Source organism: Dactylosporangium sp. CA-052675 (genome assembly GCF_050947935.1).
In the GTDB taxonomy this organism is placed as follows: domain Bacteria; phylum Actinomycetota; class Actinomycetes; order Mycobacteriales; family Micromonosporaceae; genus Dactylosporangium.
The window spans coordinates 1208684-1221803 of record NZ_CP192010.1; the positions used below are offsets into that span (position 1 = coordinate 1208684).

The following is a 13120-nucleotide window of genomic DNA, read 5'->3' on the forward strand; positions in this document are numbered from 1 at the left end:
CCCCGGCCCCTCGTCGGCCGGGGCGCCGCGGCGTGTCGCGCGGCGCGGTGCCCCGGGGCGCGGCTCAGAGGTGCGAGTCCAGCTCGGCGGTGGGCGCCAGCGAGGAGCGGGCCGCGGCATCGCCGTACAGCTCCAGCCGCAGGAACTCCAGCGTGCTCTTCGCGACCGTCGGGTACGACGGCGAGGACGGGCGCAGGTACGGGTCGTTGTGGTTGCCGCCCGGGATGGTCAGCATCGCCTTCGCCCACGGGACCAGGTCGTACGTCGCCTTGCCGCTGTCGTAGGTCACCAGCGGGTCAGCGTCGCCGTGGACGAAGAAGAGGGCCGCCGGCGTGCCCTGGAACTCGGTGCCGACCCCCAGGCCGCTGCCGGCCAGCACCACCCCCGCGCGCAGGCGTTTGTCGCGCCCGGACGTGAACAGCCCGACCGTCGTGATCGCGCCCGCCGAGTGGCCCGCGGCGGCCAGGCGCCCGGCGTCGATGCGCTTGCCCAGCGGGCCCGCGAGCGCCTGCCCGAGCACGAAGCTCGCGTCGGCCGGTTGGTTCAGCACGTCGTACATGTCGAAGTTCGCCGCGCCCCGGGTCGTGTTCGGGTAGGCGGGGGCGATGACCACGAACCCGGCCGCCGCCCAGCTCTGCAGCAGCGGCGCGAACTCCTCGGGGGTGCCGTTGAGGCCGTGGCTGAACAGGACGGCGGGGTAGCGCCCGGGCCGGTCCGGCGTCCAGACGACGGTGCGCAGGACGCGGCTCTCGCGGGTGTACGTCACCTGCTGCGACGACACGGAGAGCCCCGGCGGCGGCAGCGTCAGGGACGGCGGCAGCTGTACCGGGGCCAGCCCGCCCGCGACGGTGGGCGCGACCGAGGGCGAGGCGGCCACCCGGCGCGCCGGCGCCGGGGCCGTCGAACAGCCGCTGAGCAGGGCGAGCAGGCATACGGCGGCGGCGAGTCGGCGCATGGCACCAACGGTACGAGCGGCGCCGGAGCATGACCGCTTCCCCGCGGGGCGAAATCCGGCTACCTTCCGGCGCATGAGTGTCGTGTTCCGCGCGCTGACCGCCCTGTGCGCGGTGGCCGGCGTCGTCGCGCTGCAGGTGTGGAACCACGGGGACTGGGGCTCGTTCGTCTACTTCACGGTGCAGAGCGCGGTCATCATCGCCGTCGTGTCAGCGGTCGCCGTGTTCCGGCCGGTGCCCGCCTGGGCCCGCGGCGCGGCGACGCTCTACAGCTGCATCACCGGGATCGTCTACCACACCCTGCTGGCGAACCCGTCCAGCCCGTTCCACCAGGCCGACTCCGGGGCGCACACGCTGCACAACCTGCTGCTGCACTCGGCCGTGCCGATCCTGGCCGCCCTCACCTGGCTGGTCGTCGAGCGGGAGCGGGTGCGGTGGTGGTACGCGGCCGCCTGGCTGTGCTATCCGCTGGCCTACCTGGTGTTCGCCCTCGTGCGCGGGGCGTTCGTGCACGAGTACCCGTACCCGTTCATCGACGTCGACAAGCTCGGGGGCCTCGGCGTGACGGAGACCTCGCTCGGCTTCACCGTCGCGTTCTTCCTGCTCGGCCTCGCGCTCATCGGCCTCGGGGTGCCGCTGCGCCGGCTGCTGTCGCGCGACCGGGCCGGCGAGACCGCCCCCGCCGAGGACCCGGCCTCGGTCTGACCGGGCGGAGTACCCCGACCGGGGGAGTATGCCCGCAATCCGACACTGTTCGGGCCCTGGCGGCCCCGACACGCTCGGTAGTGTGTCGGCCATGCCCGATGAGCGTATCGACCCGAGTCAGAACACTCAGGCGTTCCAGGCGTGGGTGGACAACAGCAGGAATCAGCCGGCCGAGCCCGCGAGCTCCAGGACCTTGCTCTGGGTCGGCGTGGGCGTCGGTGTCGTCGTGGTGCTCGCGATCGTGCTGTTCGTCGCGCTGGGCTGAGCGCTGGGCTCCGCGTAGATCCCCGACGATTCGAAGTGCGTGAAGCCCGGGAGCGTGGCGTCGCTCGTCAGCCGCATCCGGGCCACGTCATCGCCGTTGAGCGCGTAGTCGAGGAAGTCCAGCAGCGTGGCCAGCACCTGCACGTGGCCGCGCTCCGGGTCGTTCGTGCCCGCCCCGTGCTCGCCGCCCTCGATGGTCAGGAACGCCTTGGGCCACGGGTTCTTGCCGTAGGACTCGCGGCCCTGGCTGTAGGCGACGACCGGGTCCTTGTCCCCGTGGACGAACAGCAGCGGCACGGGGGAGCCCTTGTAGGCCGTCGTCGGCCGGCCCGCGAAGATCACGCCGACCTTGAGCCGCGGGTCGCGCTTGCCGGTGAAGAGCCAGTCGGTCGTGGTGCCGCCGCCGGAGTGCCCGATCGCGCCGAGCCGGTCCGGGTCGATGCTGCCGGCGAGCGGGTTGCCCGCCTTCATCATCTGCGTGATCACGAATGACGCGTCGACGGCCTGGTTGGGCACGTCGGTCTTGTCGAACTTCGGCCCGTCCTTCTTGGTGAAGGGGTAGGCCGGGGCCGCGACGACGTATCCGGACTCGGCCAGGAACTTCGTCATGCCCTCCTGCATCTGCGGGTTGCTGAAGAAGCCGTGGCTCCACAGGATCAGCGGGAACTCGCCGGGCAGGGGCGTGGCGTCGATCTGCACGCGGCCGCGGGTCTGGCGGGCGGAGCCGCGCACCGGATACCACACGGTCGTCGGCAGCGACCGGCTGCCGCGCGCGAAGGTGAAGTGCCGGATGCCGACCGCGTGCGGGACCTTGGCGGAGGCGTCGACGGCGGTCGCTCCGGCCGCGGTGGTGAAGGGCGTGCCGCTGTCGTCGCTGCCGGACGCGGCGAAGGCGCTGCCCAGGATCAACAGGGCGGCGGTCAGCAGCGTGACGGTTGCGGTTCGGGTGCGACGTGCGGGCACGAGAAAAATGTAAGGGCGGCTCGTGCTAAAGCCATATCGCCCGAGTGGGGACATTCGATTGGCTTGCCGGACTACACCAGGATGTCACCGGATGAACCATTTGGACGACGTGTCGACCCTCAGGGGGATAGGCGCCCGCTGATCACTCGCCGAATCGCGGCAAATGTCCGAAATGGACGGACCGGCCTACTCGTCGTCCTCGTCGTCCAGCCGCGCCAGGTAGACGGCCAGGCGCTCGATCGGCGTCTCGAACTCGGGGTTGAGGTCGACGAAGTCGCGCAGCCGCTCGGCCAGCCACTCGATCGAGACCTCCTCCTCGCCGCGGCGCTGGGCCAGCTCCTCGATGCCGCGATCGGTGAAGTACATGACGCGTCCCTCCGGAAGATGCGAAACGGGGGCACGGCGTCGCCGCCGTGCCCCCGGAAGTTACCGAACCGCGATCACGGCTTCGGCAGGGCCGCCTCGATCAGCGCCTGCTGCTCGGCGTCGTGCAGCTTGGTCGAGCCCACCGCGGGAGCGGCGGCGGCCGGCCGGGAGATGCGGCGCAGCCCCACGCCCTGCAGCTGCTCGAGCAGGTTGAGCGCGATGAACGACCAGGCACCCTGGTTCGCCGGCTCCTCCTGGACCCAGGCGAAGTCCTCGGCGTTCGGGTACTGCTCCAGCGCCGCCTTGAGCTCCTCGATCGGCATCGGGTAGAGCTGCTCGACGCGGATGATCGCCGTGTCGGTGATGCCGCGGTCGGTGCGCGCCTGGAGCAGGTCGTAGAAGACCTTGCCCGAGCACAGCAGGACCCGCTTCACCGCGTTCGGGTCCAGCGCGGTGCCCTTCACGCCCGGGTCGGCCAGCACCGTGGAGAAGGTGCCGGTGGTGAAGTCCTCGACGCTCGACACGCACAGCCGGTGCCGCAGCAGCGACTTGGGCGTGAAGACCACGAGCGGCTTCTTCTTCGGCGACAGGGCCTGGCGGCGCAGCAGGTGGAAGTGGTTCGCCGGGGTGGTCGGCACCGCCACGCGCATGTTGTCCTCGGCACACAGCTGCAGATACCGCTCCAGCCGGCCCGACGTGTGGTCGGGGCCCTGGCCCTCGTGCGAGTGCGGCAGCAGCAGCGTGACCGAGGCCAGCTGGCCCCACTTGACCTCGCCGGAGGAGATGAACTCGTCCACGATCGACTGGGCGCCGTTGACGAAGTCGCCGAACTGCGCCTCCCACATGACCAGCGCGTCCGGGTTCTCCACCGAGTAGCCGTATTCGAAGCCCATCGCCGCGAACTCCGACAGCAGCGAGTCGTAGACGAAGAGCTTCGCGTTGTCCTTGATCAGCGACGACACCGGCATGTAGTCCGCGCCGGTCTCGGCGTCGACGATCCCGGCGTGGCGCTGCACGAACGTGCCGCGCCGCGAGTCCTGGCCGGAGAGGCGGACCGTGACCCCGTCGTGGACCAGCGAGCCGAACGCGATGATCTCGCTGAAGCCCCAGTCGATGTCGCCCTCGACGGCCATCTTCGCGCGGCGGTCGAGCAGCTGCTGGACGCGCTTGTGCGGGGTGAAGCCGTCGGGGAGCTTGACGTGGGCCTCGCCGATCGCCCGCAGTACCGACTCGTCGATCTTGGTCTCGACCACCGGCTCCGCCTCGGGCTCCCGCAGCCGGGTGAGCCGCGCGGCGGGCGAGCTGGAGGCGTCCCGGGTCGCCTTGAACACCGTCTCGAGCTGCTCGTGGTAGTCCTTGAGCAGCGCCTCGGCCTCGGTGATCGGGATGTCGCCGCGGCCGATGAGCTCCTCGGTGTAGATCTTGCGGACCGAGCGCTTCTGATCGATGATCGCGTACATCAGCGGGTTGGTCATCGAGGGGTCGTCGCCCTCGTTGTGCCCGCGGCGGCGGTAGCAGACCAGGTCGATCACGACGTCCTTGTTGAACGCCTGGCGGTATTCGAACGCCAGCCGCGCCACCCGCACGACGGCCTCGGGGTCGTCGCCGTTGACGTGGAAGATCGGCGCCTGGATCATCCGGGCGACGTCGGTCGAGTAGAGCGAGGAGCGCGAGTACTCCGGCGCGGTGGTGAACCCGACCTGGTTGTTGACCACGACGTGGACGGTGCCGCCGGTGCGGTAGCCGCGCAGCTGCGACAGGTTCAGCGTCTCGGCCACGACGCCCTGGCCGGCGAAGGCCGCGTCGCCGTGGATGAGCAGCGGCAGGACGGTGTAGCCCTCGAGCTTGAGGTCGATCTTGTCCTGCTTGGCCCGCACGATGCCCTCGAGCACCGGGTTCACGGCCTCCAGGTGCGACGGGTTCGCGACGACCGAGACGGTGGTCGCGTGCTCGCCGTCCGGGTGCGTGTACTTGCCGGTCATGCCCAGGTGGTACTTCACGTCGCCCGAGCCGTGCGCCGACTTGAGGTCCAGGTGGCCCTCGAACTCGGAGAAGATCTTCTCGTAGGGCTTGCCGACGATGTTGGCCAGCACGTTGAGCCGGCCGCGGTGCGCCATGCCGATGACGACCTCGTCGAGCTCGCCCTCGGCCGAGTTCTGCAGGATCTCGTCGAGCAGCGGGATCAGCGACTCGCCGCCCTCCAGGGAGAAGCGGCGCTGCCCGACGTACTTGGTCTGCAGGAAGGTCTCGAAGGCCTCGGCCGCGTTGAGCCGGTTGAGGATGTGCTTCTGCTCCTCGGGGCTGGGCTTCTCGTAGGGCTTCTCGACCCGCTCGGCGATCCAGCGCCGCTCCTCCGGGTCCATGATGTGCATGTACTCGACGCCGACCCGGCGGCAGTAGGAGTCGCGCAGCACGCCGAGCACGGCCCGCAGCTTCATCTTCTGCTTGCCGGAGAACCCGCCGACCGGGAAGACGCGGTCGAGGTCCCACAGGGTCAGCCCGTGCTCGAGCACGTCGAGGTCCGGGTGGCGGCGGATGCGGAACTCGAGCGGGTCGGTGTCGGCCATCAGGTGCCCGCGCACCCGGTAGGCGTGGATGAGCTCCACGACCCGGGCCGCCTTGTCGATCTGGCCCTCCGAGGTGCGGGCCACGTCGCGGACCCAGCGCACCGGCTCGTACGGGATGCGCAGCGCGGTGAAGATCTGGTCGTAGAACCCGTGCTCGCCGAGCAGCAGCTCGTGCATGACCTTGAGGAACTCGCCGGACTGGGCGCCCTGGATGATCCGGTGGTCGTAGGTGCTGGTCAGCGTGATGATCTTGCTGATGCCGAGCTCGGCCAGGGTCTCGTCGGACATGCCGGCGTAGGGCGCCGGGTATTCCATCGCGCCGACGCCGATGATCGCGCCCTGCCCGGTCATCAGCCGCGGCATCGAGTGCACGGTGCCGATGCCGCCGGGGTTGGTCAGCGAGATTGTGGTGCCGGCGTAGTCGTCCATCGTCAGCTCGTTGCGCCGGGCGCGGCGGACGATGTCCTCGTAGGCGGACCAGAACTGGCGGAAGTCCATGTCCCCGGCGCCCTTGATGCTGGGCACGACGAGGGAGCGCGAGCCATCGGGCTTGGCCAGGTCGATCGCGATGCCGAGGTTGACGTGCTCGGGCTCGACCAGGTTCGGCTTGCCGTCGATCTCGGCGAAGCTGTTGTTCATCTCCGGGTGCGCGGCGATGGCCCGGACCAGCGCGTATCCGATCAGGTGCGTGAAGGACACCTTCCCGCCGCGACCGCGGGCGAGATGGTTGTTGATCACGATCCGGTTGTCGGAGAGCAGCTTGGCCGGCACGGCGCGCACGCTCGTGGCCGTGGGGACCTCGAGCGAGGCGTCCATGTTCTGCACGATGCGGGCGGCCACGCCGCGCAGCGGGACGCGCTTCGCGCCGCCGGCGGGGGCGGGGGTCTCACGCGTCGGCGCGGGCTTGGTGGCGGGGACGGCCTTCTTCTCCGCGGGCTTCTCGGCGGCCTTCTCGACCGGCTTGGCCGCCGGGGCGGCCGCGGCGGGCGCGGCGGCCTTCTTCTCGACCGGCTTCTCGGCGGGCTTGGCCGGCGCCGCGGCCTCGGCAACGTCCGGGGCGGGCTTGTAGTCCGCGAAGAAGTCGTGCCACGCCGAGTCCACGCTCGCCGGGTCCGCGAGGTACCGCTGGTACATGTCCTCGACGATCCACTCGTTCGGGCCAAATCCCGCCAGCGGATTCTCCTGCGAGTTGGTCGCTTGGGTCGACACGGCTCTTGATCGCCTCTTCCAAACGCGAGTTGCTAGGGGTTACGGATGTCCGGTCCTTTAGGCTACGCGCTGCCTAACGCTCGTTCGTCGCCGACGCCGCCGGAGTGACCATGTTGGCGAGCGGCCTGGACGTCCTACCCTTACAACTGTGGCCGCCCGAGGGCGGCCACAGTTGTCCAAGATCTTGCAGTTACATCTTGCGCAACTCTTGAGGCGGTGTTGCGAGCACCCCGTCACGCACCGTCACGCGATGTCGCGCTTGCGGGTGATCAGGGTGCCGATTGTGCCGAGGATCACGGCCCATCCGACCAGCACCACGACGCCGACCCAGCGGGCGGGCAGGTGGGTGTCGCCCATCTGGCCCCGCAGCGAGCCGACCACGTGCTCGGAGGCGAGCGGCGGGATGTAGACGGCCGCCTCCAGCACCCAGTCCTCCTTGATGAGGTACTCCCGGATGAGTGCCAGCATGGCCAGCGCCGCGTAGGTGCCGATGGTGTAGACGACCGCGGCCGTGATCGTCGCGCCGATCTGGCTGCGGATGAGCACCCCGATGCCGATGCCGAAGATGCCCCACAGGACGTACACGAGCAGGTTGAGCAGGATCGCCTGTTGCGCGGTCCAGTGCCCCAGACTGTTGGCCACACCCTCGCTGGAGAAGAAGATCGCGCCGACCACGATGTTGATCAGGGTGGCGATGAACCAGAAGATCACCGCCATCGCGCCGCCGGTGATCAGCTTCGCCGCGATGACCTTGGTGCGCTTGGGCGTCGCGAGGAACGTCGCCGTCGCGGTCTGGTGGTAGAACTCGTTCGTGATCAGCAGGATCGCCAGGAGCATCACCATCATCAGGCCGAAGAACTGGCCCGACGTGTAGACGTTGGCGGCGATGCGGGCCAGCCCGGCCGCGGTGTGGTTGGCCGCCGCCTCGTCCTTCGCGGCCTGCTGCTGGGCCAGGAAGTCGGCCTGGTCCTGCGGCGACATGCCGGGCGGCGGCGCCTGGTTCAGGTAGTCGGGCGTGGACAGGTCCGAGTCCGCCTGGGCGGTGTTGATGAGCAGCGCGAGCCCGACGAACGCCACCGAGCACAGCAGGAAGATCCACCACATGTTCGTGGTGCGCAGCTTGATCAGCTCGCTGCGGATGAGCCGGATCATCGGATGTCCGCCCTTCCCTGGGTCAGTTCGAGGAACACGTGCTCCAGGTCGGGCCGCTCGGCGACCAGTTCGTGCAGCTCGACCCCGGCCTGCAGGGCGAGCTTGCCCACGGCCGGGGCGTCCAGGCCGGTGATCATGTGCGCCCCGTTGTTGTTGGGGTTGATCGCCCCGCCGGCCTCGCGCACCGCCGTGACCAGCTCCTGGATGTTGGGCGTGCGCACCCGCACCGCGGCCTGGGTCGAGCCCTGGCCGATGATCTTGTCGACGGGCCCCTGGGTGACCAGCTTGCCCGCGGCGATGATGACCACGTCGTCGGCGAGGATCTCCATCTCCGACAGCAGGTGGCTGGAGACGAGGACCGTGCGCCCCTGCTGGGCCAGGCCCTGCAGCAGCCCGCGCATCCAGCGGATGCCCTCGGGGTCCAGGCCGTTGGCCGGCTCGTCGAGGATCAGCACCTTCGGGTTGCCCAGCAGCGCCTGCGCGATGCCGAGGCGCTGCTTCATGCCCAGCGAGTAGCCGCGGAACTTGCGCTTGGCCGCGGTGGTGAGCCCGACCAGCTCCAGCACCTCGTCGACCCGCGAGGCGGGGAAGCCGCCGGCCGCGGCCACGCAGCGCAGATGGTTGCGCGCGGTGCGGCCCTTGTGCGCGGCCGAGGCCTCCAGGATCGCCCCGACGAGCTGCAGAGGCTCGGCGACGTCGGCGTAGCGGTGCCCGCCGATCGTCGCGGTGCCGGACGTCGGCGTGACGAGGTTGAGCACCATGCGCAGGGTGGTGGTCTTGCCGGCACCGTTCGGTCCGAGGAACCCGGTGACGCGGCCCGGCTCGACCACGAACGACAAATTGTCGACGGCTCTGACGTTGCGGTACTGCTTCGTCAGGCCGGAGACGACGATCTGCCCGTTGGACAACGCGCCGCTCCCTCCGTGAGACAGGTGAAGGCGCCAATATGGCATGTCCGGACAAGTCGCGCGCGATCTAGGGTCGATCTGCCACGCGAATGACGTGTTTCAGGCCGGACCAGGTTTCGTCGATCGCGCACACCTTGACGTCCACCCGGCCGTTGGCCAGGGCATATTCGCGGACGACGTTTTCGTCGAGATCGGTGGCCAGCCCGGAGGAGCGCTTGGGCCAGGCCACCCAGAGCGCGCCGGCGGGCGGGGTGAGCCGGTGCAGAACCCGCCACCGGCGGCGCAACCGGGCGGAGTCCGGACAGAACAGGACGATCACGTCGTACAGCCCCGGCGCGCTGCGGCGGTGGAGCACCACGTCCACGGGCAGCTCCGCGAGGTCGAACCCGGGCGGGGCGCCATCCAGCAGGACGCGATGTCCCGCGTGGACCCCGAGCTTCTTGGGTAACGGTGTGCCTGAATATCCCGCCATGGCTGACCACGGTAGCGACAGTTCACCCGCGCGCCATCAGGCGAACCTGTGAGCGTCAGCCATCCGCAGACCTCGACGCCTACACCGAACGCATGACGATTCTCGCCGTCGCCGCCGGCCCGCAAGAGCTGGGCGACTTGCAGCGCTACACCCTGCTGGTGGCCACCGACGGCGCCCAGGTCCGGGCCGCACAACGGCTCCGCCACGACGTCTTCGCCGGTGAGCTGGGCGCCACCCTGCACAGCACCGAGGAAGGTCTCGACGCCGACGCGTTCGACGAGCACTGCGACCACCTGATCATCCGCGAGGAGCTCACCGGCGAGGTCGTGGGGACCTACCGCATGCTCCCGCCGGACCGGGCGGCCGCGGCCGGCGGGCTCTACGCCGACACCGAGTTCGACCTCACCGGCCTCGCCCAGCTGCGTGAGGGCCTGGTCGAGACCGGCCGCTCCTGCGTGCACCCCGACCACCGCAGCGGCGCCGTCATCAACCTCATGTGGGCCGGCATCGCGCGCTACATGCACCTGCACGGGCACCGCTGGCTCGGCGGCTGCGCGTCGGTCCCGCTGGCCGACGGCGGCGCGACCGCCGCGGGTGTCTGGGACCTCGCCCAGCGCAAGCACCTGGTGCCGAGCGCCTGGCGGGTGCGCCCCCGCAACCCGTGGGTCAGCGACGTCGAGCCCCCGGCCAAGGTCAACGTGCCGCCGCTGCTCAAGGGCTACCTGCGCCTGGGCGCCTGGGTGGGCGGCGCGCCGGCGCACGACCCCGACTTCGACTGCGCCGACTTCTACGTGCTGCTGTCGCTGGATCGGGTCAACCCGCGGTACATGCGCCACTTCCTCGGACAGGAGTGACCCCCATGGCGGTCATGGACAGCCTCTGGCTGCCCCGCTCGACGTGCGGCGCGGACTGCCTGCCGGCCGCCTCGGACCGGCACGTCCCGCGCCTGATCGTGGCCAAGCGCATCGCGGTCACCGGCGCCGTGCTGCTCTTCGCCGCCCTCTCGGTGCCGGTGCTGGCCCTGCTGCCCCAGCGCGGCCTGATCCGCGCCCAGCGCGCCCTGGCCCGCGGCGTGCTCGCCGGCCTCGGCATCAAGCACTCCGCGACCGGCCGCATCCCGCAGTCCGGCGCCCTGCTCGTGGCCAACCACGTGAGCTGGCTGGACGTGATCGTGATCCTCGCCCACGCGCCGGCCCGCCTGCTGGCCAAGCGCGAGGTCCGCTCGTGGCCCCTCATCGGCCGTCTCGCCGCGACCCTCGGCACCGTGTTCGTGGACCGCTCCCGCCCGAAGAGCCTCCCGTCGACGGTCGCGGAGGTGCGCGGCAACATCGCGGCCGGCGGCGTGGTCGCCGTCTTCCCCGAGGGAACGACCTGGTGCGGGCGCATGGGCGGGACCTTCCGCCCGGCGATGTTCCAGGCCGCGGTCGATGCCGGCGTACCGGTCGTGCCCGTCCGCCTCACCTTCGCCCAGAGCGGGGTGGCGACGACGGTGGCCGCCTTCATCGGCGACGAGACCCTGCTGGCCTCGCTCAAGCGAGTCCTGGCCGCTCGCGACCTCTCGATCAGCCTGCGGGCCCACCCGAAGCTGCACCCGGCGCCCTGCGACTCGCACCCGCACGCGCACACGCACTCCCGCCGGGTGCTGGCGCGCGCGGCGACCGCCGTGGTGGCGGCCTGACCCCCGCGCGCCCGCGCGTTTCCCTTCCCCCGAAGTCGGACGAGCCTCTGAGGCCCGTCCGGCTTCTCGCGTCGGGGGCCGCCCAGCTCGACACCCACCACTGGGACGATGCTCGTTCGATGCGCGGGTTATATCGTGAGTGACAGTCGCGATGTATCGCGTTTTGCGCTACGCTTCGGCACAGGAGCGTGAGCGAGGAGAGCGCGACATGACCGCGTGGGAAGTAAGCGAGCCGCAGAAGATCGTGCTCGATGCAGGCGTCACCGACCTCAGTGTCTCGCTCGTCGCGGGGCGGCTCAACGTCGTCGGGTCCGATGACGGGCCCGCGCGCGTCGAGGTGGCCGAGATCGGGGACCGCCCCGTGCGCGTCGAGGCCGGTGGTGGGCGGCTCGACGTCACGCAGGAGTTCCCGAAGGGCTGGCCGGGATTCCTCTGGTGGCTGTTCCACCAGCGGTTCAAGGTCGACGTCTCGATCGTGGTGCCGACGGGCGCCGCGGTGAGGCTGCACCTCGCCTCCGGCGCGGTCATCGCCTCCTCGCTGCGCAACGGGGCCACCGTCGACGTCACCAGCGGGCGGATCACGCTGCTCGGCATCGACGGGCCGGTGGCCGGGCGGGTCGTGTCCGGCTCGATCGAGGGGCTCACGCTCGGGGGCACCGTGGCGTTCGAGACGGTCTCGGGTGAGATCGTGGTGGCGGACTCGACGGCGGGGCAGGTCTCGGCTCATACCATCTCCGGCTCTGTCACCTGCGATCTCGACAACCCGCCGGCCGGGACCGAGGTGCGCCTCGACACGGTGTCGGGGGAGATCACGGCTCGGGTGCGGGAGGACAGCGACCTGCGGGTGAGCCTGCACGCGATCTCCGGGCACGTGGTGAACGGGTTCCCCGAGCTCGACCAGCACGCGAAGAACACCGTGACCGGCCGGCTCGGCACGGGGTCCGGTGGACATCTGGCGGCCAGCGCCACGTCTGGCACGATCTCGTTGTTGCGCAGACCGGTGGACGACGAGCCGCCGATGGACGACGAGGACGCCGAACCGCCCATGGACGACGAGGAAGCGATGCGCCTGATGGGCGGCGAACCGCCGACCGGCGGCCCCCAGGACCAGGAAGAAGAGAAGACGGCATGAGCGCGGTGTTCAGCCACGGGCGGCTGCGGCTCTACCTGCTGAAGCTGCTCAACGAGGGCCCCCGCCACGGCTACGAGCTCATCCGCCTGCTCGAGAACCGCTTCCACGGCCTCTACGCCCCGTCCGCCGGCACCATCTACCCCCGCCTGCAGCGCATGGAGGCCGACGGCCTGATCACGCACACGGCGGAGGGCGGGCGCAAGGTCTACGAGATCACCGCCGCCGGCCGGGCCGAGCTGGACCGGCGCGCCCGCGAGCTCGAGTCGCTCGAGGCCGACATCAACGCCTCGCTCGCCGACCTCTCGACGCTCGCCGACGAGGTCGAGCAGGGCGTGCGCGGCTCCGTGCGCGATCTCAAGCGTGAGCTCAAGGAGGCCAGCCGGCAGGTGCGCAACAGCCCGCCGCCGGGGCCGACCTCGTTCGGGTGGGGCTATCCGCCGCGACCGGGCGCGACCGGGGCCCGCCCGGCCGCCCCGCCCGCGGACGTCGTCGGCGAGCTGGAGGACAAGGCCGCGCTGCTGCTGGCCGAGGTGCGCCGCCTGGCTCGCACCGGCCGCGCCAGCCAGGAGACCATGCGAGCCACCCTGGTGGTGTTGGACGGCGCGATCGACCAGGTGAGACGCTTGCTGAGGTAGGCCGGACGGTGCCCAGGAACTTCCCAGGCAACCACCAGCCCTACTTCAGCGGAGGGCGGAAAGATATGCGCATGGGGGTACGAGGCGGCGTCGCACAATCCGGGGGTGCATCGTCG

The 13120-nt window shown here is 70.6% G+C and carries 12 protein-coding genes; 5 read left to right on the top strand and 7 right to left on the bottom strand.

Annotated elements, in window-relative coordinates; genetic code table 11:
- Window positions 1–64: 64 nt before the first annotated feature.
- Window positions 65–955: an alpha/beta hydrolase family protein gene (locus tag ACQP1P_RS05460; protein WP_433083700.1), complete on the bottom strand. Its 891-nt coding sequence runs from the start codon at window positions 953–955 to the stop codon at window positions 65–67.
- A gap of 73 nt (window positions 956–1028) precedes the next feature.
- On the opposite strand from ACQP1P_RS05460, the gene ACQP1P_RS05465 reads away from it, so the two are divergent.
- Window positions 1029–1658, top strand: a complete 630-nt coding sequence (locus ACQP1P_RS05465) for a Pr6Pr family membrane protein (protein ID WP_433083702.1) — start codon at window positions 1029–1031, stop codon at window positions 1656–1658.
- Between the two features lie 162 nt (window positions 1659–1820).
- Here ACQP1P_RS05465 and ACQP1P_RS05470 read toward each other — a convergent pair whose 3' ends face one another.
- From ACQP1P_RS05470 to ACQP1P_RS05495, 6 genes are all read right to left on the bottom strand, one after another.
- Window positions 1821–2885: an alpha/beta hydrolase family protein gene (locus ACQP1P_RS05470; RefSeq protein ID WP_433083704.1), complete on the bottom strand. Its 1065-nt coding sequence runs from the start codon at window positions 2883–2885 to the stop codon at window positions 1821–1823.
- Between the two features lie 186 nt (window positions 2886–3071).
- A complete protein-coding gene (locus tag ACQP1P_RS05475) occupies window positions 3072–3251 on the bottom strand; it encodes a DUF6104 family protein (RefSeq protein WP_350611610.1) in 180 nt (59 codons plus the stop codon).
- A 74-nt stretch (window positions 3252–3325) separates the two neighbouring features.
- Window positions 3326–7027: a multifunctional oxoglutarate decarboxylase/oxoglutarate dehydrogenase thiamine pyrophosphate-binding subunit/dihydrolipoyllysine-residue succinyltransferase subunit gene (locus ACQP1P_RS05480; protein ID WP_433083706.1), complete on the bottom strand. Its 3702-nt coding sequence runs from the start codon at window positions 7025–7027 to the stop codon at window positions 3326–3328.
- Between the two features lie 243 nt (window positions 7028–7270).
- On the bottom strand, window positions 7271–8179 hold the full coding sequence (locus ACQP1P_RS05485; RefSeq protein WP_433083708.1) for an ABC transporter permease: 909 nt from the start codon (window positions 8177–8179) through the stop codon (window positions 7271–7273).
- Window positions 8176–9132: an ABC transporter ATP-binding protein gene (locus tag ACQP1P_RS05490; RefSeq protein ID WP_433083710.1), complete on the bottom strand. Its 957-nt coding sequence runs from the start codon at window positions 9130–9132 to the stop codon at window positions 8176–8178. The genes ACQP1P_RS05485 and ACQP1P_RS05490 overlap by 4 nt, the downstream gene beginning before the upstream one ends.
- A gap of 22 nt (window positions 9133–9154) precedes the next feature.
- A complete protein-coding gene (locus tag ACQP1P_RS05495; protein WP_433083712.1) occupies window positions 9155–9451 on the bottom strand; it encodes a hypothetical protein in 297 nt (98 codons plus the stop codon).
- 200 nt (window positions 9452–9651) lie between these two features.
- Between ACQP1P_RS05495 and ACQP1P_RS05500 the strand changes: the two genes are divergently transcribed.
- From ACQP1P_RS05500 to ACQP1P_RS05515, 4 genes are all read left to right on the top strand, one after another.
- The gene (locus tag ACQP1P_RS05500; RefSeq protein ID WP_433083714.1) at window positions 9652–10413 is read left to right on the top strand and encodes a GNAT family N-acetyltransferase; all 762 of its coding nucleotides are present in this window, start codon (window positions 9652–9654) and stop codon (window positions 10411–10413) included.
- A 5-nt stretch (window positions 10414–10418) separates the two neighbouring features.
- A complete protein-coding gene (locus ACQP1P_RS05505; RefSeq protein ID WP_433083716.1) occupies window positions 10419–11237 on the top strand; it encodes a lysophospholipid acyltransferase family protein in 819 nt (272 codons plus the stop codon).
- 208 nt (window positions 11238–11445) lie between these two features.
- Window positions 11446–12369, top strand: coding sequence for a DUF4097 family beta strand repeat-containing protein (locus ACQP1P_RS05510; protein WP_433083717.1), 924 nt, complete (start codon window positions 11446–11448; stop codon window positions 12367–12369).
- Window positions 12366–13004, top strand: coding sequence for a PadR family transcriptional regulator (locus tag ACQP1P_RS05515; RefSeq protein ID WP_433083719.1), 639 nt, complete (start codon window positions 12366–12368; stop codon window positions 13002–13004). The genes ACQP1P_RS05510 and ACQP1P_RS05515 overlap by 4 nt, the downstream gene beginning before the upstream one ends.
- Window positions 13005–13120: the final 116 nt, after the last annotated feature.

What these genes read in the sequence shown, in the direction of transcription:
- ACQP1P_RS05460 (WP_433083700.1), bottom strand. Translation starts at nt 955, where the DNA reads ATGCGCCGACTCGCCGCCGCCGTATGCCTGCTCGCCCTGCTCAGCGGC.
- ACQP1P_RS05465 (WP_433083702.1), top strand. Translation starts at nt 1,029, where the DNA reads ATGAGTGTCGTGTTCCGCGCGCTGACCGCCCTGTGCGCGGTGGCCGGC.
- ACQP1P_RS05475 (WP_350611610.1), bottom strand. Translation starts at nt 3,251, where the DNA reads ATGTACTTCACCGATCGCGGCATCGAGGAGCTGGCCCAGCGCCGCGGC.
- ACQP1P_RS05485 (WP_433083708.1), bottom strand. Translation starts at nt 8,179, where the DNA reads ATGATCCGGCTCATCCGCAGCGAGCTGATCAAGCTGCGCACCACGAAC.
- ACQP1P_RS05490 (WP_433083710.1), bottom strand. Translation starts at nt 9,132, where the DNA reads ATGCCATATTGGCGCCTTCACCTGTCTCACGGAGGGAGCGGCGCGTTG.
- ACQP1P_RS05500 (WP_433083714.1), top strand. Translation starts at nt 9,652, where the DNA reads ATGACGATTCTCGCCGTCGCCGCCGGCCCGCAAGAGCTGGGCGACTTG.
- ACQP1P_RS05505 (WP_433083716.1), top strand. Translation starts at nt 10,419, where the DNA reads ATGGCGGTCATGGACAGCCTCTGGCTGCCCCGCTCGACGTGCGGCGCG.
- ACQP1P_RS05510 (WP_433083717.1), top strand. Translation starts at nt 11,446, where the DNA reads ATGACCGCGTGGGAAGTAAGCGAGCCGCAGAAGATCGTGCTCGATGCA.
- ACQP1P_RS05515 (WP_433083719.1), top strand. Translation starts at nt 12,366, where the DNA reads ATGAGCGCGGTGTTCAGCCACGGGCGGCTGCGGCTCTACCTGCTGAAG.